The following is a 24,789-nucleotide window of genomic DNA, read 5'->3' on the forward strand; positions in this document are numbered from 1 at the left end:
GTGAGAAGCTCCTGATACCGTAGCGTGGGTCGTGAGATGGTATGCGGTTTATGCACAGCATCTACACCACCCGCCCCACCTCTGGCCAGCGCCGGTGCAGCCAGGTCCAGGACAGCAGACCAATGCTGAGCAAGGCCGCAGAGGCCAGCGCCAACGCAACCGCCGAATGCATCACCAGCGGGGCCAGCACCCCGGCCACCAGCCCGTTGGCAGTCGAGCCCAGGCAGGCCTGCAGGCTGGAGGCCATGCCGCGCCGCTCGGGCACCAGGTCCAGCACCAGCAAGGTCACGGCGGGCACCATCATGGCCCAGCCAAAGGCGAACAGCGCGACCGGAATCAGCGCCCAGCTGACATGCGCGGTGAACAGCAAATTGGCCAGCACATTCGCCACCGACACCAGCACCATGATCACAAAGCCGTGGCGGATCTGCGTCTTGGCCGGTACCTTGCCCGCCATGCGGCCACTGCACCAGGCCCCGGCCATGATGCCGCTGATGGTCAGCACAAAAAACCAGAAGAACTGCGTCGGCCCCAGCCCCAGCAGGTGCCCTAAAAACTCGGGGGCCGACAGCACATACAAAAACATCCCGTTGAACGGCACGCCGCTGGCCAGCGCCAGCAGCACAAAGCGCGGGTTCGAGCACAGCTGCCAGTAGCCGCGCAGCAGGTGGGGGGCGTGCAGCGATTGGCGCTGGGTGGGGTGCAGGGTTTCTGGCAGAAACCGGAAGTTGGCCACCCACAGCAGCACACCAATGCCGGTCAAAAACCAGAAAATGCTGTGCCAGCCCAGGTGCACAAACAGCCAGCCGCCGATGATGGGCGCAATCGCCGGGGCCACACCGAAGTAGATGGTGATCTGGCTCATCACCTTTTGCGCGTCCGCCGGGGCAAACATGTCGCGCACCACCGCCCGCGACACCACAATGCCCGCGCCGGTGGACAGGCCCTGCAAGGCGCGAAAAAACACCAGCTGCCCGATGCTTTGCGACAGCGCACAACCCGCGCTGGCCAGGGTAAAAATGGCCAGGCCGGTGAGCACCACCGGGCGGCGGCCAAAGCTGTCCGACAGCGCGCCGTGGAACAGGTTCATGAACGCAAAGCCAAACAGGTAGGCCGACAGCGTTTGCTGCATCTCGGCCGGGGTGGCGTTCGTGGATGCCGCAATCCCCGCAAACGCCGGGATGAAGGTGTCTATGGAAAACGGCCCCAGCATGCCGAGCAGGGCCAACAAGATAGCCAATGCCCAGCGTGGCGCGGGCCACAACTGGGCGGCGTTTGGATTCATTACAGGAAGCGGGGTGGTAAGCCCACCAGTATCCCCGCTAACCGAATTACGTGCTTATTTCAGGCCTGCTGCATTCCGCAGCAGTTGGGCCTTGTGCCTGCGGCGCAACGCCCATAGCCCTGCTGCGCAGCGCTAGCCTTTCAGGCCTGCTGCGTTCCGCAGCAATTGGGCCTTGTCAGTCCGCTCCCAGGTGAATTCAGGCTCTTCCCGCCCAAAGTGCCCGTAAGCCGCGGTCTTTTCGTAGATCGGGCGCAGCAGGTCCAGCATCTGGATGATGCCCTTGGGACGCAGGTCGAAGTGGGCCTTGACCAACTCGGCGATCTGCTCGTCGGGGATCACGCCCGTGCCTTCGGTGTAGATGGTCACGTTCATCGGGTGGGCCACGCCAATCGCGTAGGCCACCTGGATCTGGCATTGGCGCGCCAGACCGGCGGCCACGATGTTCTTGGCCACGTAGCGTGCGGCGTAGGCGGCCGAGCGGTCCACCTTTGTCGGGTCTTTGCCGCTGAATGCGCCGCCGCCGTGCGGGCAGGCACCGCCGTAGGTGTCCACAATGATCTTGCGGCCGGTCAAACCGCAGTCGCCTTGGGGGCCGCCGATGACGAAGCGGCCGGTGGGGTTGATCAGGTACTTGGTGTCTTGCAGCCACTCTTTGGGCAGCACGGGCTTGATGATTTCTTCGATCACCGCCTCGATGAAGGATGCCTTCATCTTAGTGGGCGTTTCCGACTGGTCGGGGTGGTGCTGGGTGGACAGCACCACGGTGTCGATGCTGTGCGGCTTGCCGTCCACGTAGCGCATGGTCACCTGGCTCTTGGCATCGGGGCGCAGGAACGGCAGGCGGCCATCCTTGCGCAACTGGGCCTGGCGCTCCACCAAACGGTGGGCGTAGTAGATGGGCGCGGGCATCAGCTCGGGCGTCTCATTGCAGGCGTAGCCAAACATCAGGCCCTGGTCGCCCGCGCCGGTGTTGAGGTGGTCGTCACTGGCGTGGTCCACGCCCTGGGCGATGTCGTTGCTCTGCTTGTCATAGCAGACCATGACCGCGCAACCCTTGTGGTCGATGCCGTATTCGGTGTTGTCGTAGCCGATGCGCTTGATGGTGTCGCGTGCCACCTGGATGTAGTCCACGTGCGCGTTGGTGGTGATTTCACCGGCCAGCACGACCAGGCCGGTGTTGGTCAGCGTTTCGGCGGCCACGCGGCTTAAGGGGTCTTGCTTGAAGATCGCGTCCAGAATCGCGTCCGAGATCTGGTCGGCCACCTTGTCGGGGTGGCCTTCGGAGACAGATTCGGAGGTGAAGAGAAAGTCGTTCGCCATTTTGTAAACTCCTGTGTTGGTGATGGCGCGTTGCCAGCCTGGGGAGCTTTGGCGAACGCTTTAGCAGATGTGTTTAACGTCGCCCTGCAAGTAGTTCAGTTAACTCAGCGACCTTTGAATTCTACCGTTACCCAATATGTCCTTGTTGTTCCGATGGTCCGCCCACCTGCCACTGGCGGTGCTGCACATGCTGGGTGCGCTGCTGGGCTGGCTGGCGTATCTGGCGTCGCCCACCTACCGCAAACGCTTCAATGAGAACGTAGCCCAGGCCGGCATCGCCCCGCGCCAGGCCCGCCGCGCCATTGCCGAAGCCGGCAAGCTGGCCACCGAGTTGCCCTGGCTGTGGCTGCGCCCCCGCGCCCAGAAGCTGCCCAAGATCCAGTGGCAGGGCGTGGAGCACCTGGAGGCTGCGCTGGCGCTGGGCAAGGGCGTGGTTTTCATGACGCCGCACGTGGGTAGCTTTGAGGTGGTGCCCCAGGCCCACGCCGCCCGCTTTAGCGAAAAGTATGGTGCCATGACCATCCTCTACAAGCCGTCCAAGTTCGCCTGGCTGGATGATTTACTCAAGGCCGCCCGCTCCGCGCCGGGGCTGGAGGCCGCGCCCACCACCACCGGTGGCGTGCGCATGATCCTCAAGTCGCTCAAGCAGGGCCGGGTGGTGGGCATGCTGCCCGACCAGGTGCCGGGTGAGGGGCAGGGCGTGTGGGCCCCGTTTTTTGGCCGCCCGGCCTACACCATGACCCTGGCCTTGCGCCTGGCCCGGCAAAGCGGTGCGCCGATGCTGGTAGCCTTGGGCGACCGTTTGCCCTGGGGGCGCGGCTATGTCATCCATGTGCACCCCCTGCATTTGCCGCTGGACCAGGGCGATGCGGTGGCCGCTGCGGCGCTAAACGCGGCCATGGAAGACCTGATCCGCCAACGCCCCGGCATGTACCTCTGGAGCTACGCGCGCTACAAGCAGCCGCGGCCAGAAGCCCGCCCCTGATTCCCGTTTTTCCCGTTTTAGTTTGGATTTTTGATGCTGTCCCAAGGATTGATTGTGTTCATGCGCCTGCTGGCGCGCCTGCCGCTGGCCTGGGTGCGCGGCGTGGGCTGGGTCCTGGGGATGGTGTTGTACGGCCTGTTGGGTAGCCGGCGGGCCATCGCCAGCACCAATCTCAAGCTATGCTTTCCAGAGCAGTCCGCGCAGGAGCGGCGCGCGCTGGTGCGGCAAATCTTTGTGTATTTCACCCAGGCCTGGCTGGACCGAGGCTGGCTGTGGCACGGCGCGCCCGAGCGCACCCTGCAGCGGCTCAAAATTGTGGGCGACGTGGCGCAACTCAGCGGCGATACCCCCACGGTGCTGTTTGTGCCGCACTTTGTGGGGCTGGACGCGGGGGCTACCGCCTTGTCGCAGCAGATCCCGCGCGACTTCAACACCATCTTCACCCCGCAAAGCAATCAGGTGATGGACGCCTGGATCGCCCAGGGCCGCCGGCGCTTTGGCAATGCCCGCCTGTTCGACCGCCGCCAGGGCGTGAAGGAAATCGTCGCCTCGCTGCGCCAGGGCCAGCCGCTGTACCTGCTGCCCGACATGGACTTTGGCGCCAAAGACGCTTTTTTTGTGCTGTTTTACGGCGTGCCCGCCGCCACCGTGCCGTCGCTGTCGCGCTTCGCCCGCCTGGGCCGCGCCAAGGTGGTGCCGGTGCTGACCCGCATGACCGACTGGGGCTACGAGGTCGAGGTGCTGCCCGCCTGGGAAGACTTTCCCAGCAATGATGCCGAAGCCGACACCGCCTTGATGAACCGCCGCCTGCAAGACTACATCGCCACCATGCCCGCGCAGTACTTCTGGGTCCACAAACGCTTCAAAACCCGGCCACCGGGTGCGCCCGAAGTGTACTGAGGTTTACTATTGTTTTAGGAGCTGCTTGCGCTTACGGAATAAGCGCTAGAGGCCTAAAACACCCTTAATCTTCGTCCAGATTCTCCGGCTCGTCGACCACCGGTGCGGCGGGCTTGGGTGCGGGGGTATCCGTGCCTTCGGGGTGGGCCCACTGCCACAGCAGTTGGCTGGCCTCGTCGATGCCCTGCTTCTTTAAGGCCGAGAACAGTTTGACCTCGCCGCCACCGGCCTGCAGGCGGGCGATCGACAGGGCCTTGGTGGCTTCTTCGCGGTTGAGCTTGTCGGACTTGGTGAGCAAAATCAGAAACTTCAGGCCTTCGGCCACCCGGGGGCGCACGATGTCGAGCAGGATTTCGTCCAGCTCGGTCAGGCCGTGGCGCGGGTCGCACATCATCACGATGCCGACCAGGTTCTCGCGGGTGACCAGGTAGTTGGCCATCACGCGCTGCCAGCGGATCTTGTCGGCCTTGGGCACCGCCGCGTAGCCGTAGCCGGGCAAATCGGCCAGCACTGCGTCGGTCACGCCTTGTTTGCCCAGGCTGAACAGGTTGATGTTTTGCGTGCGGCCCGGTTTTTTGGAGGCGTAGGCCAGCTGCTTTTGCTGCGTCAGGGTGTTGATGCAGGTGGATTTGCCCGCGTTGGAGCGGCCCACGAAGGCGATTTCCGGCACGCTCAGCGGCGGCAGATGGTGCAGTTGCGGCGCGGTGGTCAGGAACTTGGCGGTGTGCATCCAGCCCGCAGCGATGACCGCCGGGCTTTTGGCGGGCGGCAATTTGGGCAAGGGCGCGCCGTCGGCTGCCGGGGGAGAGGTAGGAATCATGGGATCTTCGGAGGACAGGGTGCAGGTTCTGCGCCCGTCGTGTTCAAGGGGTTCTCGCAAAGAGAGCCGGGCCTGCATTGTAGAATCATCGGCTTGTGCGCCCCAGAATCGCCCTGAAAAGACAAATCAATAGGCCCCCCGAATATGAAGCTACTTGTCTCCCTGTTGACCGCCGCCGCGCTGGCGAGCCCTTTTATGTCGGCTTCGGCCAACGAAGAAAAACCTGCAGCGCCTATGGCCGCCAAGCCCGATCTGGTCAAAGGCGAGGCCAGCTTTACCGCGGTGTGCGCCGCCTGCCACGGTGCCGACGGCAATTCGGGCATTGCCGCCAACCCCAAGTTGTCGCAGCAGCATCCGCAGTACCTGGTGAAGCAATTGCAGGAATTCAAATCCGGCAAGCGCAACAACGCCATCATGAAGGGCTTTGCCACCGCCCTGAGCGACGACGATATGCGCAACATCGCCTACTGGGTCACGTCCAAGCCGGTCAAGCCCGGCTTTGCCAAAGACAAAGAGCTGGTGGCGCTGGGTGAACGTATTTACCGCGGCGGCATTGCCGACCGCCAGATCGCCGCTTGCGCTGGTTGCCATAGCCCCAACGGTGCGGGCATTCCGGCCCAGTACCCGCGCCTGGGTGGCCAGCATGCCGATTACGTGGCCACGCAACTGACCACCTTCCGCGATGGTGGCCGCAAGAACAGCGCCCAAATGACCATGGTGGCCGCCAAACTGAACGACCGCGAAATCAAGGCGGTAGCCGATTACGTCGCTGGCCTGCATTGAAATGGCACAAGGGCCGGGTTCTTTAGGGAACCAATGGCCCCGTTGAACACCCTTAAAAGGGCGGGCCCATCAATGATGGCCCGCCCTTTTTTATTTTTGCCTTGAGCTTTTTTCCCCATGTCTGTTAGCACCCACGGCGTTCGCGTCAAAACCCGCTCCCATGCCCTGCGCGCTGCGGTGGAGCTGTTTTCGTCGATGCGGTTCTCGATTTCGCTGCTGACGGTGATCTGCATCGCCTCGGTCATCGGCACGGTGCTCAAGCAGCAGGAGCCGCTGGTCAATTACGTCAACCAGTTCGGGCCGTTCTGGGCCCAGGTGTTTGCCGCAGCCAGCCTGACCACGGTGTACAGCGCCTGGTGGTTCATGCTGATTCTGGCCTTTTTGGTGCTCAGCACCTCGCTGTGCATTGCGCGCAGCACGCCCAAGATTTGGGCCGACTTCAAGATCTATAAAGAGAACATCCGCGCCCAAAGCCTCAAAGCCTTTGCCCACCATGCCCAGGCCACCCTGGCCGAAGCGCCCGAGGTGGCGGCCCGGCGCATCGGCCAGACCCTGGCCAGCGGTGGCTGGAAGGTCAAGCTGCAGCAGCGGGACAATGGCTGGATGGTGGCCGCCAAGGCCGGTGCCGCCAACAAGCTGGGCTATATCGCCGCCCACAGCGCCATCGTGCTGATCTGCCTGGGCGGCCTGTTCGACGGTGACCTGGTGGTCAAGGCGCAGATGCTGCTCAACGGCAAGTCGGTCTTCAAGGGCGGCGGCTTGATTGCCGACGTGCCGGCCGATTACCGCCTAGGCCCCAACAACCCCACCTTTCGCGGCAACATTCTGGTGGCCGAGGGCTCGCGCAGCAGCACCGCCATCCTGAACCAGTCCGAGGGCGTGGTGCTGCAAGACCTGCCGTTTGCCATCGAATTGAAGAAGTTTGTGGTCGAGTACTACTCCACCGGCATGCCCAAGCTGTTTGCCAGCGACATCGTCATCCACGACAAGGAAACCGGCGCCGCCATTCCAGCCCGCGTGGAGGTCAACCACCCGGCCAACTACAAGGGCGTAGAGATCTACCAGTCCAGCTTTGACGACGGTGGCTCCAAGGTGTCGCTGCGGGCCGTGCCCATGGGGGCGGCCACCAAGCCTTTCGAGATCGAGGGCACCATTGGCGGCACCTCGCAGTTGACCCAGGGGGCTGGTGGCGAAAAGCTCACGCTGGAGTACACCGCCCTGCGCATCATCAACGTGGAAAACTTTGGGGCCAATGCAGCCGCTTCGGGTGCGGACGTGCGCAAGGTGGACCTGCGCCATTCCATCGACTCGCGCCTGGGCGCGGCCAACAAGACCCAGACCCAGAAGGTGCTGCGCAATGTCGGCCCCAGCATCACCTACAAGTTGCGCGACGCCGCGGGCCAGGCCCGCGAGTTCCACAACTACATGCTGCCGGTGGATACCGGCGACGGCGTACCGGTGTACCTGCTGGGCATGCGCGAGAACCCGGCCGATACCTTCCGCTACCTGCGCATCCCGGTGGATGCCGAGGGCAGCATCGACAGCTTCACCCGCCTGCGCAGCGCGCTGCTGGACCCGGCGCTGCGCGCCCAGGCGGTGCAGCGCTATGCCGCCAAGGCGGTAGACCCGTCGCGGCCCGAGCTGGCGCAGCAACTCAACCTGTCCGCCAACCGTGCCCTGGCCCTGTTTGCCGGAGCAGAACCTGGCGGCAAAAGCGCCAAAGGTGGGCTGCAGGCGATTGCCGACTTCATCGAAGCCAATGTGCCCGAGGCCGAGCGGGAAAAAGCCGGTTCGGTGCTGGTGCGCATCTTGAACGGCGTGCTGTTCGAGCTGCTGCAAACCGCCCAGACCCAGGCCGGGCTGCCGCCCCTGGAACCCTCGGAAAAGACCCAGGGCTACATGACCCAGGCCGTACTGGCGCTGAGCGACGTGCAGTTCTACCCCGCGCCCATGGCCTTCGAGCTGACCAACTTCACCCAGGTGCAGGCCAGCGTATTCCAGGTGGCCCGCGCACCCGGCAAGAAGGTGGTGTATCTTGGCTGTGCGTTCCTGATCCTGGGCGTGTTTGCCATGCTGTACGTGCGCGAACGCCGCGTCTGGGTCTGGCTCAGCCAGGTAGACGGCGAAGGGCAGGGGCGCACGGAGGCCAGCATGGCCCTGTCCACCAACCGCAAGACGCTGGACGGCGACCACGAATTTGACCACCTCAAAAGCAAACTGATTGGGGCGAAAGACTGATATGACGACGACCACCACCTCTTCCCCGGCCACCATCCAGCTCAACGAAGCCTATTGGGGCCGCCGCAGCCTTTTCGACTGGCTGTTTGCCGCCCTGGTCGTGGCCGGTGGCCTGTTTGCGTTCAGCCGCTACATGGATTTCATGGACGTGTACGAAAAGGGCATCTTGCTGGCGGCCATGCCCGCCGCCATCTGGATCGGCTGGTTCTGGCGGCCTTTGCGGGTGCTGATGCTGGGGGTGGCCGCGCTGTCGCTGCTGGCGATCTGGTCCTACCAGGTGGACGGGCAGGGCAGCCTGCCGCGCTCGGAAACCGTGTTCTGGCTGAAGTACTTTTTGTCCAGCCAGTCGGCCATTCTGTGGATGAGCGTGCTGTTCTTCATGGCCACCATTTTTTACTGGCTGGGCGTGGCCACCTCGGGCAGCAACAGCGCCAGCATGGAATCCATCGGCAGCCGCATCACCTGGGCCGCGGTGACCATGGCCCTGGTGGGCACCATGGTGCGCTGGTACGAGAGCTACCTGATCGGCGCCGACGTGGGCCACATCCCGGTGAGCAACCTGTACGAGGTGTTTGTGCTGTTTTGCTGGCTCACCGCCACCTTCTACCTGTACTTTGAAGCCCAGTACAACACCCGCGCCATGGGCGCGATGGTGATGCTGGTGGTCAGCGCTGCGGTGGGCTTTTTGCTTTGGTACACCGTGGTGCGCGAGGCCCATGAGATCCAACCCCTGGTGCCCGCGCTGAAAAGCTGGTGGATGAAACTGCACGTGCCCGCCAACTTCATTGGCTATGGCACCTTCTCGCTGGCCGCGATGCTGGCCTTTGCCTACCTCATCAAGCAGCAGGCCGCCGAGACCCGCTGGCACAAGCTCACGCCGCTGTGGCTGCTGGGCGTGGTGCTGTGCTTTATTCCGCTGGTGTTCCGCAAAACCACCGCGGACGCGGGCGGCAGCTACTGGGCCGGGTACCTGCTGGTGTCGGCCCTGATCATGGGCACCATTTTGTGGGGCCGCCAGCGCATTGCCTCGCGCCTGCCGAGCCTGGAGGTGCTGGACGATGTGATGTACAAGTCCATCGCCGTGGGCTTTGCCTTCTTTACCATCGCCACCGTGCTGGGCGCCCTGTGGGCGGCCGAGGCCTGGGGCGGCTACTGGAGCTGGGACCCCAAGGAAACCTGGGCGCTGATCGTCTGGCTCAACTACGCCGCCTGGCTGCACATGCGCCTGATGAAGGGCCTGCGCGGCACCGTGGCGGCCTGGTGGGCGCTGGCGGGTCTGGGCGTGACCAGTTTTGCGTTCTTGGGCGTGAATATGTTTTTGAGCGGCCTCCACAGCTACGGAACCTTGTAAGACTTTTGCGTCTCGCACGACTGACTCTTACGCCATCCCGCGCTACGTTAAGGATTTCACCATGCTGATCAAGACCCACTCCGACGGTTTTCTCCACCCCTCGTCCAGCGAGATCACGCCGCAGCGCGTCTACGCCGGGCGGCGTGACATGGTCAAGCTGATGGCCAGCGGCGTCGCCGGGGCGGCGCTGGCCACCTGGGCGGGCCGTGAAGCCCTGGCGCAAGGTTCTGGCAAGCTGGCCCCATTGGTAGGTGCCAAGTCGGCAGTGGCCGGGGCTGCGGTGATGGAGAAAATCACGTCCTACAAAGACGCATCCACCTACAACAATTTCTACGAGTTCGGCACCGACAAGGCCGATCCGGCGCAAAACGCCCACACCCTGAAAACCACGCCCTGGACGGTGGAAATCGAAGGCCTGGTTAAAAAGCCGGCCAAATACACGCTGGAAGATCTGCTCAAGCTCGCCCCCATGGAAGAGCGCATCTACCGCCTGCGCTGTGTGGAGGGCTGGTCCATGGTGATTCCGTGGGTGGGCTACTCGCTCAGCGCCCTGATCAAGGCGGTGGAGCCCACCAGTGGCGCCAAGTTTGTCGAATTCGTCACCCTGGCCGACCCCAAGACCATGCCGTTTGTGGGCTCCCGCGTGCTGTCATGGCCCTACGTGGAAGGCCTGCGCATGGACGAAGCCATGCATCCGCTGGCGCTGCTAACCTTTGGCATGTATGGCGAGGTGCTGCCCAACCAGAACGGCGCGCCCGTGCGCATGGTGCTGCCCTGGAAGTACGGCTTCAAGAGCGGCAAGAGCATTGTCAAGATCCGTTTCACCGACAAGCAGCCCGCCACCGCCTGGAACAAGGCCGCCGCCAACGAGTACGGCTTTTATTCCAACGTCAACCCCAATGTGGACCACCCACGCTGGAGCCAGGCCACCGAGCGCCGCATCGGCGAAGACGGCCTGTTTGCCAAGAAGCGCAAAACCCTGATGTTCAACGGCTACGAGGCCCAGGTGGGCCAGCTCTACGCCGGGCTGGACCTGACCAAGAACTTCTGAGACGGCCATGAAAAAGCTGCTTCTCCACCCCGCTGCCAAGCCGGGTGTGTTCGTGCTGTGCCTGCTGCCTTTTCTGTGGCTGGCATGGAACACTTTCCAGGCCCAGTTGGGGAATGCCAACACACTGGGGGCCAACCCTGCCGAGCACCTGATCCGCGCCACTGGCGACTGGACACTGCGCTTCATCTGCATTGTGCTGGCCGTCACGCCCCTGCGCACCCTCACCAACACGCCCGCACTGGCGCGGTTTCGGCGCATGCTGGGGCTGTACGTGTACTTCTACGTGGTGCTGCACCTGCTGAGCTACAGCTGGTTCGACATGGGCTTCGACGTGCCGGACATTGCCAAGGACATCGCCAAGCGGCCTTTCATCCTGGTGGGTTTCCTGGCCTTTGTGCTGCTCACGCCGCTGGCTGCTACCTCGTTCAACCGCGCCATCAAGGCCCTGGGCGCCAAGCGCTGGCAAACCCTGCACAAGCTGGTCTACGGCATTGCCGGGCTGGGGCTGTTGCACTTTTTCTGGATGCGGGCAGGCAAGAACAACTTTGCCGAAGTGGCGGTGTACGCCGCCATCATCGCCGTGCTGCTGGGTTGGCGTGTCGCCCAGTATCTTAAGAAAAAAGGGCTCCAGCGCTTGCCAGATAAGCGTGTGGTGCTATAAAAATCAGAATTCGGTGTGGATGGCGCCGGTGACGCGGCCGTCGTCTTCCACCACCGCCATCCAGCGCCATTTGTCAAACGTGGTGCAGGGGTGGGAAATGCCCAGCACCACCCGGTCGCCTACCTGGGGCACCACCCCGGCGGGATCAAAGCGCAGGTAGGCGTGCTGGTCGTTCAGTGCGCTGACGTGCCAGTCGGGCGGCGTTGCTATATTTTTGGTAGCTGCTCGTGCCCCATACATAAGCGGTAGCGGCATTTCCAGGTCATAAGAAATATCGCGGCGGCCACAGGTGAGCAGGGCCAGGCCGGGCTCGGGTACCGACTGCACCAGCGTCCACACCGACAGGGCGGCGCGCAGGGAGCTGTCCAGCCCTTCGCGCTGCTCCAACATTTTCAAGTACCGGGCGTAGTTGCCGTGGTCGTGGGTGATGTAGCAGCCCGAGCGCAGCACGCCGGTGAACGGGCGCGACAAGCCCTGGGTGCGCAGCAGCGGCAGCACCAGGTCAAACACCGCCGAGCCCCCGGCGGACACCAGCAGCTCCTCGCCTTGCCACAGGGCTTCGGCATCCACCGCCCGCACCACCTCGGTGACGCGGCGCAGCAGGTTGGTGACCTCGCGGGCATCGTGGGCGCTGTCGCAGCGGGCCACGCCGCCCTCGTAGCACTCGATGCCGCCCAGGCGCACCGCCGGGGAGGCGGCCAACGCCCGGGCCAGCGCCAGGGCCTGCTCGGCAGTGCGGCAGCCGGTACGCTGGCCGGGAATGCCCATTTCCAGCAGCACATCGAAGGGTTCCGCGGCTTGGCGTTTCTGCGCCCAGTCTTCAATCAGCCCCAGTTGCGCCAGCGAATCCACCAGAAACCAGACCTTGAGGCCGGGCTCCGCGGCCAGCAGCGCCGCCAGCGCATCAAAGTCGGCATCGCACACCACCTGGTTGCAAATGACGATGCGGCGCGCCCCGGCGGCCACGCCCACCCGGGCCTGGTACACCGTGGCAAAGCTCAGGCCCCAGGCCCCGGCGGCCAGTTGCTGGGCAAACAGCTCGGGCGACATGGTGGTTTTGCCGTGCGGGGCCAGCACCACGCCCTTGCGCTCGGCATAGGCCTGCATCCAGGCAATGTTGTGCGCCAGTGCGGACCGGTTCAGTACAGCCAGCGGAAACGCCAGGTCGTTGGCCAGCAGGTTCCAGCCCCGACCCGCCAGGTCGCGGGCATCCACCGGCGCGGTGGCCGGGAAGCTCTTCAAGTGCGTGTCAAGGGTGAGAGGCATGAAATACCGGTCTTGTGCTGATGGGATGGCTGTTTTATGCTATCAAAACAATAGTCTAGGCGACCAGCTTTTCAAACCGGATCTGGTCGGCAATCGATTCGCGGGTGCGGATGAGGTGGGCCTTGTCGCCATCCACCAGCACTTCGGCAGCGCGGCCACGGCTGTTGTAGTTGCTGGCCATGCTCATGCAGTAAGCGCCTGCCGACAGGACCGCCAGCAGGTCGCCGGGCTGCACCGCCAGGTCGCGGTCACGGCCAATCCAGTCGCCGCTTTCGCACACCGGGCCGACCACATCGACCAGCGTGGTGGCATCCGCACGCGGGGCCAGCGGAGCGATGTGGTGGAAGGCCTGGTACATCGCGGGGCGGGGCAGGTCGTTCATGGCCGCGTCGATGATGGCGAAGTTCTTTTGTTCACCGGGCTTGAGGTAGAGCACCTCGGTGACGCACACGCCTGCATTGCCCACCAGCGAACGGCCGGGCTCGACCATCAGCTGGCGCTGGCCGTAGCCGCGCGCGTCCAGCTTGGCCAGCAGCTTGTGCCACAGCGCGTCGGCTGCGGGCGGTGTGTCGTCCTGGTAGTTGATACCCAGGCCGCCGCCAAAGTCGATGTGGTGCAGGGTGATGCCGGCGGCTTCAATCGCGTCCACCAGGTCCAGCACACGGTCCATCGCGTCCAGGTACGGGGTTTCCTCGGTGATCTGCGAGCCGATGTGGCAGTCGATGCCGACCACGCGCAGGCCCGGCAGGCTGGCGGCGCGCTGGTAGGTGGCCAGTGTTTCTTCGTGGGCAATGCCAAACTTGTTGCCCTTGAGCCCGGTGGAGATGTAGGGGTGGGTCTTGGGGTCGACGTTGGGGTTCACGCGGATGCTGACGGGCGCGCGCAGGCCCATGGACAGGGCGACTTCGTTCAATACCTCCAGTTCGGCGGTGCTCTCCACGTTGAAGCAGCCGATGGCTACGCCCAGCGCATGGCGCATTTCGGCCCGGGTCTTGCCCACGCCGGAGAAGATCACCTTGGAGGCCACCGCACCAGCCGCCAGCACCCGCGCCAGTTCGCCGCTGGAGACGATGTCAAAGCCGCAGCCAGCCTGGGCAAACACCTGCAGCACGCCCAGCGACGAGTTGGCCTTCATGGCATAGCAGATCTGCGCCTTGCGGCCCGCGAATCCCCGCTGGTAGGCCGCCAGGGCTTCCAGCATGGAGGCTTTGGAGTAGACGAACAGAGGCGTGCCGTGGGTCTGGGCCAGCGCGGCCAGCGGCTGGCCTTCGATGCACAAGGCATTGTTGTGGTAGGCGATGTGGGGGTGGCCGGGCAGAGGGGATGTCATGGGTGTGGGGGCAAAAAAAGTTTGCGCAATGGTAGTGCGGTGGGCCGCGCCCATCCATAGCAAATGCACGGTGCTTGCTGCGGATGGCCGGGGTTTTGCAGGGATGGGCCTGCCAACGCCTGCAATTTAAATAATCAAGGTGCCGAGGCCGGGCTGGCGGGTTTCAGGACTTCCGGCGTGAGGGTTTCGGGCAGCGTGGCGCGCCGCGCCGCAGCCGGTTCGGTGGGGTGGTAGAGCACGCCTTTTTGCCCGCAGCCCCCCAAAAAGGCAAGGCTTGCGACCATGGTGGCGGCAAGGGCGGGGCGGCTGACTAGAATTTGGCTTAACTTCAACATGGCGAAATTGTATGACCGACCCCGAATTCATGGACCGCGCAGAAATTTTGCTCAAAGCCGTGGAGGCTTGCTGCGACCGTATCAACGACCGCACCGATGCCGATATCGACAACCAGCGCACCGGTGGCATGGTCACCCTGACCTTCCCGAACCGCAGCCAGATCATCATCAACCTGCAAAAACCGCTGCAAGAGGTCTGGCTGGCTGCCAAGTCGGGCGGCTACCACTACCGGTTTGATGGCGCTCAGTGGATGGACACCAAGGGCCAGGGCGAGTTTTTTGCCAGTTTGACTCGCGATGCCAGCGCCCAGTCGGGGTTGCCGCTGGAATTCAAGGCCTGACTAGTTTTTAAATAGATCGATGATGCGGTTGCGTTCCTCATTGGCGGGGGGCGCGGGTGTGGCGACGCCGTTGCCGCCATTGCCCGGGGCGGCCTGCGCATCGTCTACCCCCAGGCTGGTCACGCCGGTGCTGCGGCCGTACTCGGAGTAGAACCAGTCGCCCCCGGCGTTGGTGACGCCTTCGGGCGGCACGGGCACCACCACCGGCACGCCGTTCAGGGCGGTTTCCATGAAGTTGATCCACACCGGCAGGGCCAGGCCACCGCCGGTTTCGCGTGCGCCCAGGTTGCGCGGCGTGTCATAGCCGATCCAGGTGATGGCGGTCAGCGTGGGTTGGTAGCCCGCAAACCAGGCATCGATGGAGTCGTTGGTAGTACCGGTTTTGCCATACACGTCGGGGCGTTTGAGGATGCGCTGGGCGGCCGCCGCCGTGCCGCGCAGGGTCACTTCACCCAGCAGGTTGGTCATCATGAAGGCGTTGCGCGGGCTGATGGTGCGCACCGATTCGTCGAGCACGGGGGCTTTGGTCTCCACCAGCACTTTGCCCCGTTGGTCGGTGACCTTGGCCACCAGCCAGGGGTTGACGCGGTAGCCGCCGTTGGCAAACACCGCATAGGCCGAAGCCATTTGCATGGGGGTGACCGATCCGGCACCAAGCGCCATGGTCAGGTAGGCGGGGTGTTTTTCCGGGTCAAAGCCGAAGTGGGTGATCCATTCCTGCTCTTTCTTGGGGCCGATGGCCTGCAGCAAGCGGATGGACACCATATTCTTGGATTTGGCCAGCGCGGTGCGCAGCGTCATCAGGCCTTCAAATTTACCGTCGTAGTTTTTCGGTTCCCAAGGCTGGCCACCGGTCACGCCGGCATCGAAGAACAGCGGGGCGTCGTTGACGACGGTGGCGGGGGTAAAGCCATTTTCCAGCGCGGCTGAATAAATAAAGGGTTTGAAGCTGGAGCCCGGCTGCCGCCAGGCCTGGGTGACGTGGTTGAACTTGTTCTTCTGGAAGTCGAAGCCGCCCACCAGGGCCTTGATGGAGCCGTCGCGCGGGTCGAGCGCCACAAACGCACCTTCCACCTCGGGCAGTTGGGTGATTTCCCAGGTGCCTTTGGTGGTCTTCATCACCCGGATGATGGCGCCGCGCCGGATCTTGATATTGGGCGGGGCCTTGTCGGCCAGGCCCGACTGCGCGGGCTTCAGGCCATCGCCGGTGATGTCCACGGTGTCGCCGTTCTGGCGCACGGCGCTGATCTTTTTGGGGTTGGCGTCCAGCACCATGGCCGACATCACGTCGCCATTGTCGGGGTGGTCTACCAGGGCTTCGTCGATCGCGTCGTCCAGATCCGCCGGGTCGGTGGGCAGAGTGACGAACTTTTCCGGGCCGCGGTAGATCTGGCGGCGCTCAAAGTCCATCAGCCCGCGGCGCAGGGCCTTGTAGGCGGCATCCTGGTCGCTGGCCTTAAGCGTGGTGTAGACGTTCAGGCCGCGGGTGTAGGTTTCTTCGCCGTACTGGGCAAACATCAGTTGGCGCACGGTTTCGGTGACGTATTCGGCATGGATGCGGTCGCTGCCATTGCCGGAGCGCACGTGCAGTTCTTCCTTGCGGGCGGCGTTGGCCTGGTCTTCGGTGATGAAGCCGTTTTCTTCCATGCGGGTGATGATGTGCTGCTGCCGGATCTTGGCCCGGGTGGGGTTGGCGATCGGGTTGTAGGCCGAGGGGGCTTTGGGCAGGCCTGCGAGCATGGCGGCTTCGGCGATGCTGAGGTTCTTCAGTGGTTTGCCGAAGTAGGCTTCTGCCGCCGAGGCAAAGCCGTAGGCGTGGTTGCCCAGGAAAATCTGGTTCATATAGATTTCCAGAATCTGGTCCTTGGTCAGCGCGTGTTCGAGCTTGAAGGTCAGCAATATCTCGTAGATCTTGCGGGTGTAGCTCTTTTCGGCCGACAAATACACATTGCGCGCCACTTGCATGGTGATGGTGGACGCACCCTGGCTTTTCATGCGGCCCATATTGGCTACGGCGGCCCGCACCATGCCCTTGTAGTCCACACCGCCATGCTGGTAGAAGCGCGCGTCTTCAATGGCCAGCACGGCATCCTTCATGACCTGGGGAATGTCTTTGATGGGGGTCAGGCTGCGGCGTTCTTCACCAAACTCGGCCAGCAACATGCCTTCGGCCGAGAACACCCGCAGCGGCAGCTTCGGCCGGTAGTCCGAGAGCTCGGAAATATCGGGCAAATTGGGGTATGCCACTGCCAGTGCAACACCGATCACCATGGCCAGCGCCACCACGCCTGCCAGCGCCAAGCCCAGTCCCCATCCCAGCAGACGCAGTGACCAGGCCAGAATCCGCGAGCCTGGAGCCGCTGGGGAGGTATTGGACGGAGGTTTTGAAGGCATAGGTCACAGCGAACAGAAAAAGAAAAAAGGGAGGGCGGTATCCGCAAATCGCCCCCATTTTGCCCTTACGCTCAGGGCTCTTCGTCAAGCGGGCGCGTGTACTTTTGGCAACGCTCTGTAGATTTACGTTTGGAAATATGCTTTGCTGGGGGTTAGTCTTGCTGATAGCATCCCCTTCAAATGTTAATTTTTGTAGCATTCTGCTCAGTACCGGGAGAAAGATTTGATCTCATTGGGATCGTTGTTCAGTCGCAAACCCCAGCCTTTGCTGGGTCTTGACATCAGTTCGTCCAGTCTCAAGCTGGTCGAACTGGACCATGATGCGGTCGGAAACCTGGTGCTTAAGCGTTGTGCAATTGAGCCTTTGGAACGTGGCTGGATCACCGACGGCAATATCGAAAAATTCGACGAAGTCGCTGAGGCCATGCGCCGGCTGGTCAAGAAAAGCGGTACCCGTACCAAAAATGTGGCCATGGCCCTGCCTCCGTCTGCGGTGATTACCAAGCGCATTGTTTTGCCGGGTGGACTGTCGGACATGGAACTGGAAGTCCAGGTCGAGTCGGAAGCCAACCAATACATCCCTTTTTCGCTCGACGAAGTGAGCCTCGATTTTTGTGTGGTGGGCCCCAGCGCCAGCTCGGCCGGCGATGTTGATGTGCTGATCGCTGCTTCCCGCAAGGAAAAAGTGCAAGACCGCCAGGGCCTGGCCGAAGCCGCCGGTCTGAACCCCGTGATTCTGGACATCGAATCCTATTCGGCGCGGTTGGCCACCTCGCGCCTGATTGAGCGCATGGCCAACCGGGGCGCGGATGCCTTGGTGGCGCTGTTTGAAGTGGGGGCGCTGGCCACCAGCATGCAGGTGATCTGCAACGACGAAGTACTTTATGAGCGCGACCAGGCCTTTGGCGGTGCCCAACTGACCCAGCTGATCGTGCGGCAATACGGCTTTTCGCAAGAAGAAGCCGAGAGCAAAAAACGCAGTGGCGATCTGCCTGAAGACTATGGCACTGTGGTGCTGCAGCCGTTTGTCGAAAGTTTGGCCCAGGAAATTGGCCGCGCCTTGCAGTTCTTCTTCACCAGCACGCCACATAACAAAGTGGACCATGTGCTGCTGGCCGGGGGCTCGGCTGCCTTACCTGGTTTGACGGAAGCAGTGACCCAGCATGCATCGTTTGCCTGTAGCTTGGTCAACCCTTTTGAAGGCATGGAAATGGGTAACGATGTCCGCCTGAAAAAGGTGCTGCGTGAAGCGCCTTCGTACCTCACCTCGTGTGGGTTGGCCATGCGGAGGTTTCTGCAGTGATCCTGATCAATCTATTGCCGCACCGGGAGGCGGCGCGGGCACGCAGGCGTGAAACCTTCCAGGTGATGCTGGCGATTTCCGTTTTGCTGGGGGCCTTGCTCATCGGGGCCGGGTTTCTGTGGTTCGAGGCCCAGATCTCGGGCCAGCAGGAGCGCAACGGAATTCTGACCCAGGCAGTTTCGGTTCTGGACGGTCAAATCAAGGAAATAGCCAATATCGAAGCGGAAATCAAGGCCCTGACTGAACGCCAAAAAGCCGTAGAAGACCTGCAAGCCGACCGCAATCTGCCGGTTCATTTGCTCAATGAACTGGTGAAACAGCTGCCAGATGGAACTTACATCACCAGCCTAAAGCAGGAAAATCAAAGCGTCACCATCCAGGGCGTGGCCCAGTCGAACGAGCGTGTATCCGAGCTGTTGCGCAATTTGGCCAATAACACGCCTTGGCTGTCCAAACCTGATTTGGTGGAGATTGTGGCCAGCAACGTGAGCTTGACTGCGCGAGACCAGCGGCGAGTGGCCAAATTCAATTTGCGGGTGCGTCTGATGCGTTCCAGTGAAGTGCAAAAAACCATTGAATCGGCGGCATCTGCTGCGGTCGTCAGCCCCTAGCAAAAGTGTCATGGCTACAAAAAAAACCTCATTGAATGTCGACTTCAAGGCCATGCAGGAGTCGCTGCAAAAGCAGTTCCGCGACCTGAATCCCAACGATCCCTCGGTGTGGCCCACAGTGCCGCGCTACCTGTTGTTCTTTGTGGTGGTTTTGGCGGTGGTCGCCGGTCTTTGGTACACCTGGCTCAGCAGCTACGAAGAAGAATTGGTCGTCGAGCAAACCAAGGAAACCCAACTTCGCGAGACCTACACGGCCCGGTTGGGCAAGGCCGTCAATCTGGAGGCGCTTAAAAAGCAGCGCGAACAAGTCCAGCAGTACGTGACCCAACTGGAAAAGCAGCTGCCCAGCAAAGCCGAGATGGCTGCCTTGCTGTCGGATGTCAACCAGGCCGGTTTGGGCCGCAGTCTGCAGTTTGAATTGTTCCGCCCGGGCCAGGTGGTGGTTAAAGACTATTACGCCGAGCTGCCCATTTCCGTCAGGGTCACCGGCAAGTACCACGACATGGGGGCTTTTGCCTCCGATGTGGCCAATTTGTCCCGTATCGTGACGCTCAATAATTTGTCTATCAGCCCATTGAACGCCAGCCAGGACGGCATGCTGTCCATGGAAGTCACCGCCAGAACCTTCCGCTACCTCGATACCGAAGAGATTGCTGCGCAGAAGCCGGGAGCCAAAAAATGAGATGGGTTCCATGTGTGGTTTTGGGTAGTCTGGCTGCAGCCCTGCTGGCGGGGTGCAGCATCTCTGGAGAAGACGAATTACGCCAGTGGATGAGTGACCAGCGCAACCAAGTGCACCCCCGTGTCATCCCCCTGGTGGAGCCCAAGAAATTTATTCCGCAAGCCTATACCCAGGAAGGCTCGGTGGACCCGTTCAGTCTGCAAAAGCTGACGCAGGCACTCAAGCGTGATGCCACCCAAAGTGTTGCCAACACCGCCTTGATTGCGCCTGAATTGGCGCGTCGCAAAGAGGCGCTGGAAGCCTACCCAGTGGACTCCATGGTGATGGTGGGCAGCTTGAGAAAAGCCGGTCAGCCCGTGGCTTTGCTCAAAATCGACAACTTGCTCTACCAGGTGCGTGTGGGCAACTATCTGGGCCTGAATTACGGCCGGGTCATGAAGATTGACGAATCAGAACTTACGTTACGGGAAATTGTGCAGGACTCGACCGGAGACTGGATCGAGCGGCCCGCTAGTTTGGTGCTACAAGAGGGAGCGAAATGAATAAGCAGAATCGAATGGGGTGGCACATGCTAGACCGATTGGCAGCAGCGCTGGTATTTGCGCTTACCTCGGTGGCCGCGCACGCGCAAGCCACCATTGAGTCCGTGACCGGCTCCATCCAGGGGGGCACCGAGGTTATCCGCATCGACCTCAGTGAGCCTTTGGTGGCCCTGCCGTCGGGGGTGTCCATCCAGTCTCCCGCCCGCATTGCGCTGGATTTTCCGGGTGTTTCCAACGGCATTGGACGCTCGTCGATCGATGTGAACCAGGGCAATCTGCGTTCCGTCAATGTGGTGCAGGTCGGGGACCGCTCGCGCATTGTGCTCAACCTGAAACAGGCCACCTCGTACAAGGCCGAACTCAAAGGCAAGTCGATTCTGGTGGTGCTGGATGCCGTGGCCGCTCCCGCGCCCATGGCCAGTGCAACCCCTACTTTTGCCGACACGGGTAGCCGTGACAAGGCACCTCTGCGAGACATTGACTTCCGCCGCGGCGACGACAACGCAGGGCGCATCATCGTGGCCTTGCGCAACACCCAGGTGGGTGTCGATGTGCGCCAGCAAGGGCAAAACCTGGTGGTCGAATTCCTGAACTCCAGCCTGCCCGAAGGCCTGCGCCGCCGCCTCGACGTGGCCGATTTCGGCACCCCCGTGCAAAACATCACCACCACCCAGGTGGGCGACCGCGTGCGCATGCTCATCGAGCCCAAAGGCGCTTGGGACCACAGCGCCTACCAAAGCGATGGCCAGTTTGTGGTCGAAATCCGGCAACAAAAGACCGACCCGACCAAGCTGGTCCAGGGCACGGGCTACGCCGGTGAAAAACTGTCGCTGAACTTCCAGAACATCGAAGTTCGCGCGCTGCTGCAGGTCATTGCCGATTTCACCAATTTCAACGTGGTCACGTCGGATTCCGTCACCGGCTCCGTCACCCTGCGACTGAAAGACGTGCCTTGGGACCAGGCCTTGCAAATCATCATGGACTCCAAAGGCCTGGGCATGCGCAAGTCGGGCTCGGTACTGTGGATTGCCCCCAAGGATGAAATCGACGCCCGCACCAAGAAAGACCTGGAATCTGCCGCGTCCATGCAGGCCCTGGAGCCCTTGGTAACCCAGTCGTTCCAGCTCAATTACGCCAAGGCCGGTGACATCGTGACCCAGCTAGGCGGCTCGGCCACCGGTACCAATAGCAATATGCCCCGCTTCCTCAGTGTGCGCGGTACCGCGATTTCCGAGCCTCGCACCAACCAGATTTTTGTCAACGACATCCCCAGCCGCATCGCCGCAGTGCAGGACCTCATCAAAAAGCTGGACATCGCCGTGCGCCAGGTGCTGATCGAGGCCCGCATCGTGGAAGCCTCGGACACCTTCGGCAAGTCGCTGGGTGTCAAGCTCGGCAGCACCGCTGGCAGCTCCACCACGGCAGGCGTGGCCGCTGGCAGCGTAGGCTTGTCGGGCAACACGCGGTTCACCGTGGGCACCAGCTACAACAATGTGGTCGCCAGCAACGGCTCCAGTGGTTCGGCGGTCGATACCACCAGCAACTTTGTGAACATGCCTGCGGTAGGCCAGGGCGGATACGACGCAGCCGCCTTCGCCCTGTCGATCTTCAGCAGTGCCGCCAACCGCTTCCTGAACCTGGAAATCTCTGCCCTGGAAAATGACGGCAAGGGCAAGCTCGTTTCCAGCCCGCGCATCGTTACCGCCGACCAGACCAAGGCCCTGATCGAGCAAGGTACCGAGTTCCCCTACCAGCAAGCCACTTCCAGCGGTGCCACATCGGTGGCCTTCCGCAAAGCGAATCTGAAGCTGGAGGTCACCCCCCAGATCACCCCCGAGGGCAACATCATCCTCGACCTGGACATCAACAAGGACAGCCGTGGCGAGACAACCTCGGCCGGTATCGCCATCGATACCAAACACATCAAGACACAAGTTTTGGTAGAAAACGGCGGTACAGTGGTGATTGGCGGTATCTTTACATTGGACGAGACCGATAGCATTACCAAGGTGCCGGTGCTGGGCGATATTCCTTATTTGGGCAACCTCTTCAAGTCGAAATCGCAAGCCAGCACCAAGAAGGAAATGCTGGTCTTTATCACGCCAAAAATGATCGTGGAACGCGCAGGCTCGCGCTAAGAAATACTGACAACGGAGCAGGGAAAAATGATGCGTTATTTAAAGGTATGGCTGGTGATGTTGCTGACGTTGGTAGTGGCGGCTTGTGGGGGAGGGGGAAATCCGGGAAGTACGACACCTGTTACGACAGCTCCGGTGGCGACTACGGTCACCTCCATTGAGTTGCTGGCATCTTCGACAACGCTGGATTCGGCTGACAGCACAACGGGTGTCACTATTACTGCGGTTGCTAAAAATGCCTCGAATGTTGGAGTGCCTTCCCAAGCCGTGGCGTTTGCGGCTAGTTCGGGTGTGCTGGGTAGCGTTACTGCTGCAAGTAATTCCCAGGGCAATAGTACGGCAGTGCTTACTACCGGATCGGATCATTCCAATCGGAGTATTACGGTGACGGCGACAGTTGGCACAGTATCCAAGTCAATTGTTATCGATGTTTCAGGAAGCAGCGTGACCATTTCTGGCAGTGCGTCCTTGTTGCTCGGCGCAACTTCCACATTTTCGGTGACTTTGAAAGACAGTGCTGGTAAAGCAATTTCAGGTTCTACATTGACGGTGACTTCTACTTTGGGTAATGCGATTACACCCGCTGCCTTGACCACTAATTCCGCAGGGGCCGCATCTTTTTCGTATGTTGCATCCAAGTCTGGAAACGATGTGGTTACAGTATCGGGTGCCGGCGCTACTGCCACCTATCCAGTGGTTATCAGTAGTACAAATTTTGCGTTTATAACGCCTGCCGACGGCACTAGTATTCCAATTGGCGCCTCGCAGGTTGTAGCGGTTCAATTGTTGCCTGCTGTGGCCGGGCAATCAATTTCTTTTAGCTCTACGCGTGGTTTGGTAACTGGTTCGCCAGCATTGACCAATGCTAGCGGCATAGCTTCTGCAACTGTATCTTCTACTACAGCGGGCGCTGCAAATGTGACTGCACAGGCACCGAATAGTGCTCAAACCCGACGAGCGGTCAGTTTTGTTGCAGATGTAGCATCGGCTGCCTCTGTGGTTTTGCAAACTAATGTCAGTGCTATTGCGCCAAACGCCGCAGGCTCATCGACAAACGGTGTCATATTGACTGCTACTGTTAAGGATGCAAATAGTAATGTGGTGCAGGGAGCAACTGTTAATTTCTCATTGCTGGCAGATACGAGTGGCGGTTATATCGGCTCTGGAACAGGTGTGACTAATGCGAATGGAGTTGTAACAGATACATTTATTCCTGGCGCGTCGTCAACGGCAGCGAATGGTGTGCAAATAATGGCGACCATTGTAAATACCTCTTTGTCCAATGTGGCGACCGTAACGGTAAATACGCAAGCCTTGTTTATTACTATTGCAACAAGTAATACTATTGCGAATCTTGATCCCAATACCTACAGTAAACCTTTTTCGGTATATTTGACCGATGCAAATGGGGCTCCAGTAGCGAGTAAGGAAATTATTCTGTCTGTTTATCCACTTTATTACATCAAAGGTGAACTTGTTTTTTCGAACGGGTCTTGGGGGCACAGTAATACAGATACAGTATGTGTAAATGAAGATGCAAATCGAGATGGCATCATGCAGGGAACCGAGGATGATGGTCGAAATGTAGGGGCATCAACGATTGTTTTGACAGGGGCCGGGAACGGTGATGGTGTGTTGACACCAGGGTTGCCTGGCTTTGTCAGCCCATCGTCGATAACCACGGATAGCACTGGATTGGCTACATTCAATTTGAACTACGGTGAGCAGTACGCACCTTGGCTTTACTTTGAAATCAAAGCGCGGGCATCTGTGTCTGGTACGGAATCCAGCAAGATTTACTACTTTTCTGCTGCTGGTGTTGCTAGTGATTTCACCAACTCCACTTTGCCTCCAGCTGGCGTAAACAGTCCATTTGGTCTTGCGACGAATTGCAAAAATCCCGATTGAGCATCTCTCTCGTCGGCCTCCCCGGCTCCGGTAAATCCACCGTCGGCCGCCAGCTTGCCCGGCGGTTGCAGGTTCCTTTCATCGACTCTGACCACGTGATAGAGCAGCGCATTGGCTGCTCAATCCGTGAGTTTTTCGAGCGCGAGGGGGAGCCGCGTTTTCGCGATGTCGAGGCCGAGGTGATCGAGGCGTTGACTCTGAATGGCCCAGGTGTGCTGGCCACGGGTGGTGGCACGGTCCTGCGGCCCGCGAACCGGGAGGCGCTGCACAGCCGCGGCCAGGTGGTGTATTTGCGCTCCAGCCCCGAAGAGGTTTTTCGCCGGGTACGCCACGACGTGAACCGGCCCTTGCTGCAGGTAGCCGACCCCCTGAACCGGCTGCGCGATCTGTTCGCTATCCGTGACCCGCTGTACCGCGAAACTGCGCACTTTGTGATCGAAACCGGGCGGCCGTCGGTGTCTACCCTGGTCAACATGATCATCATGCAACTGGAACTGGGCGGCACTCCTCCAACTTGAGTACGTGGGGGGGCACCAGCGCGCGGG

General features: G+C 61.3%; 22 protein-coding genes. 15 read left to right on the forward strand and 7 right to left on the reverse strand.

Annotated features, from left to right (window positions below; genetic code table 11):
• Positions 1 to 61: 61 nt before the first annotated feature.
• Entirely contained in the window at positions 62 to 1,285 is a 1,224-nt protein-coding gene (locus tag AB3G31_RS03280) for a multidrug effflux MFS transporter (RefSeq protein ID WP_367848788.1), read from the reverse strand.
• A gap of 132 nt (positions 1,286 to 1,417) precedes the next feature.
• A complete protein-coding gene (gene metK, locus AB3G31_RS03285; protein WP_367848789.1) occupies positions 1,418 to 2,605 on the reverse strand; it encodes a methionine adenosyltransferase in 1,188 nt (395 codons plus the stop codon).
• Between the two features lie 136 nt (positions 2,606 to 2,741).
• Here metK and AB3G31_RS03290 point away from each other — a divergent pair, with 136 nt between their 5' ends.
• Complete coding sequence (locus tag AB3G31_RS03290) at positions 2,742 to 3,590, forward strand: lysophospholipid acyltransferase family protein (RefSeq protein ID WP_367848790.1); 849 nt, start codon at positions 2,742 to 2,744, stop codon at positions 3,588 to 3,590.
• 33 nt (positions 3,591 to 3,623) lie between these two features.
• Positions 3,624 to 4,490, forward strand: a complete 867-nt coding sequence (locus AB3G31_RS03295) for a lysophospholipid acyltransferase family protein (protein ID WP_367848792.1) — start codon at positions 3,624 to 3,626, stop codon at positions 4,488 to 4,490.
• A 64-nt stretch (positions 4,491 to 4,554) separates the two neighbouring features.
• Here the strand turns inward: AB3G31_RS03295 and yihA are convergent, their stop codons facing one another.
• Complete coding sequence (gene yihA / locus AB3G31_RS03300) at positions 4,555 to 5,220, reverse strand: ribosome biogenesis GTP-binding protein YihA/YsxC (RefSeq protein ID WP_367850281.1); 666 nt, start codon at positions 5,218 to 5,220, stop codon at positions 4,555 to 4,557.
• Positions 5,221 to 5,454: 234 nt separating this feature from the next.
• On the opposite strand from yihA, the gene AB3G31_RS03305 reads away from it, so the two are divergent.
• From AB3G31_RS03305 to AB3G31_RS03325, 5 genes are all read left to right on the forward strand, one after another.
• A complete protein-coding gene (locus tag AB3G31_RS03305; RefSeq protein ID WP_367848793.1) occupies positions 5,455 to 6,093 on the forward strand; it encodes a cytochrome c in 639 nt (212 codons plus the stop codon).
• A gap of 117 nt (positions 6,094 to 6,210) precedes the next feature.
• On the forward strand, positions 6,211 to 8,331 hold the full coding sequence (locus AB3G31_RS03310; protein WP_367848794.1) for a cytochrome c biogenesis protein ResB: 2,121 nt from the start codon (positions 6,211 to 6,213) through the stop codon (positions 8,329 to 8,331).
• Position 8,332: 1 nt separating this feature from the next.
• Positions 8,333 to 9,682, forward strand: a complete 1,350-nt coding sequence (gene ccsB / locus AB3G31_RS03315) for a c-type cytochrome biogenesis protein CcsB (protein WP_367848796.1) — start codon at positions 8,333 to 8,335, stop codon at positions 9,680 to 9,682.
• Positions 9,683 to 9,743: 61 nt separating this feature from the next.
• The gene (gene msrP / locus AB3G31_RS03320; RefSeq protein WP_367848797.1) at positions 9,744 to 10,733 is read left to right on the forward strand and encodes a protein-methionine-sulfoxide reductase catalytic subunit MsrP; all 990 of its coding nucleotides are present in this window, start codon (positions 9,744 to 9,746) and stop codon (positions 10,731 to 10,733) included.
• 7 nt (positions 10,734 to 10,740) lie between these two features.
• The gene (locus AB3G31_RS03325; RefSeq protein ID WP_367848798.1) at positions 10,741 to 11,394 is read left to right on the forward strand and encodes a sulfite oxidase heme-binding subunit YedZ; all 654 of its coding nucleotides are present in this window, start codon (positions 10,741 to 10,743) and stop codon (positions 11,392 to 11,394) included.
• Between the two features lie 3 nt (positions 11,395 to 11,397).
• Here the strand turns inward: AB3G31_RS03325 and AB3G31_RS03330 are convergent, their stop codons facing one another.
• The 3 genes from AB3G31_RS03330 to AB3G31_RS03340 all read right to left on the reverse strand — a co-directional run bounded on the left by AB3G31_RS03330 (position 11,398) and on the right by AB3G31_RS03340 (position 14,274).
• The gene (locus tag AB3G31_RS03330; protein WP_367848799.1) at positions 11,398 to 12,660 is read right to left on the reverse strand and encodes an alanine racemase; all 1,263 of its coding nucleotides are present in this window, start codon (positions 12,658 to 12,660) and stop codon (positions 11,398 to 11,400) included.
• A 55-nt stretch (positions 12,661 to 12,715) separates the two neighbouring features.
• Positions 12,716 to 13,990 carry a diaminopimelate decarboxylase gene (lysA, locus tag AB3G31_RS03335; RefSeq protein WP_367848800.1) on the reverse strand — a complete coding sequence of 425 codons (1,275 nt, stop codon included), beginning with the start codon at positions 13,988 to 13,990 and terminating at the stop codon, positions 12,716 to 12,718.
• Between the two features lie 134 nt (positions 13,991 to 14,124).
• A complete protein-coding gene (locus AB3G31_RS03340; RefSeq protein WP_367848801.1) occupies positions 14,125 to 14,274 on the reverse strand; it encodes a lipoprotein in 150 nt (49 codons plus the stop codon).
• Positions 14,275 to 14,336: 62 nt separating this feature from the next.
• Between AB3G31_RS03340 and cyaY the strand changes: the two genes are divergently transcribed.
• Entirely contained in the window at positions 14,337 to 14,666 is a 330-nt protein-coding gene (gene cyaY, locus AB3G31_RS03345; protein ID WP_367848802.1) for an iron donor protein CyaY, read from the forward strand.
• Here the strand turns inward: cyaY and AB3G31_RS03350 are convergent, their stop codons facing one another.
• Positions 14,667 to 17,060, reverse strand: coding sequence for a penicillin-binding protein 1A (locus AB3G31_RS03350; protein ID WP_367848803.1), 2,394 nt, complete (start codon positions 17,058 to 17,060; stop codon positions 14,667 to 14,669).
• A gap of 223 nt (positions 17,061 to 17,283) precedes the next feature.
• Between AB3G31_RS03350 and AB3G31_RS03355 the strand changes: the two genes are divergently transcribed.
• Genes AB3G31_RS03355 through AB3G31_RS03385 form a run of 7 tightly spaced genes read left to right on the forward strand, consistent with a single transcriptional unit; the run spans position 17,284 to position 24,762 of the window.
• Positions 17,284 to 18,363 carry a pilus assembly protein PilM gene (locus AB3G31_RS03355; RefSeq protein ID WP_367848804.1) on the forward strand — a complete coding sequence of 360 codons (1,080 nt, stop codon included), beginning with the start codon at positions 17,284 to 17,286 and terminating at the stop codon, positions 18,361 to 18,363.
• Entirely contained in the window at positions 18,360 to 18,974 is a 615-nt protein-coding gene (locus AB3G31_RS03360) for a PilN domain-containing protein (RefSeq protein WP_367848805.1), read from the forward strand. Before AB3G31_RS03355 ends, AB3G31_RS03360 begins: the two co-directional genes overlap by 4 nt.
• Before the next feature lie 10 nt (positions 18,975 to 18,984).
• Complete coding sequence (locus tag AB3G31_RS03365) at positions 18,985 to 19,656, forward strand: type 4a pilus biogenesis protein PilO (protein WP_367848806.1); 672 nt, start codon at positions 18,985 to 18,987, stop codon at positions 19,654 to 19,656.
• Positions 19,653 to 20,198 (forward strand): pilus assembly protein PilP, encoded by a 546-nt coding sequence (locus AB3G31_RS03370; protein WP_367848807.1) that lies wholly within the window; start codon positions 19,653 to 19,655, stop codon positions 20,196 to 20,198. The genes AB3G31_RS03365 and AB3G31_RS03370 overlap by 4 nt, the downstream gene beginning before the upstream one ends.
• A 26-nt stretch (positions 20,199 to 20,224) precedes the next feature.
• Positions 20,225 to 22,336: a type IV pilus secretin PilQ gene (gene pilQ / locus AB3G31_RS03375; protein ID WP_367848808.1), complete on the forward strand. Its 2,112-nt coding sequence runs from the start codon at positions 20,225 to 20,227 to the stop codon at positions 22,334 to 22,336.
• A gap of 27 nt (positions 22,337 to 22,363) precedes the next feature.
• Entirely contained in the window at positions 22,364 to 24,244 is a 1,881-nt protein-coding gene (locus AB3G31_RS03380) for a beta strand repeat-containing protein (protein ID WP_367848809.1), read from the forward strand.
• A complete protein-coding gene (locus AB3G31_RS03385; RefSeq protein ID WP_367848810.1) occupies positions 24,241 to 24,762 on the forward strand; it encodes a shikimate kinase in 522 nt (173 codons plus the stop codon). Before AB3G31_RS03380 ends, AB3G31_RS03385 begins: the two co-directional genes overlap by 4 nt.
• Positions 24,763 to 24,789 lie beyond the last annotated feature (27 nt).

Source organism: Rhodoferax sp. WC2427 (assembly GCF_040822085.1).
Classification (GTDB): Bacteria; Pseudomonadota; Gammaproteobacteria; order Burkholderiales; family Burkholderiaceae_C; genus Rhodoferax_B.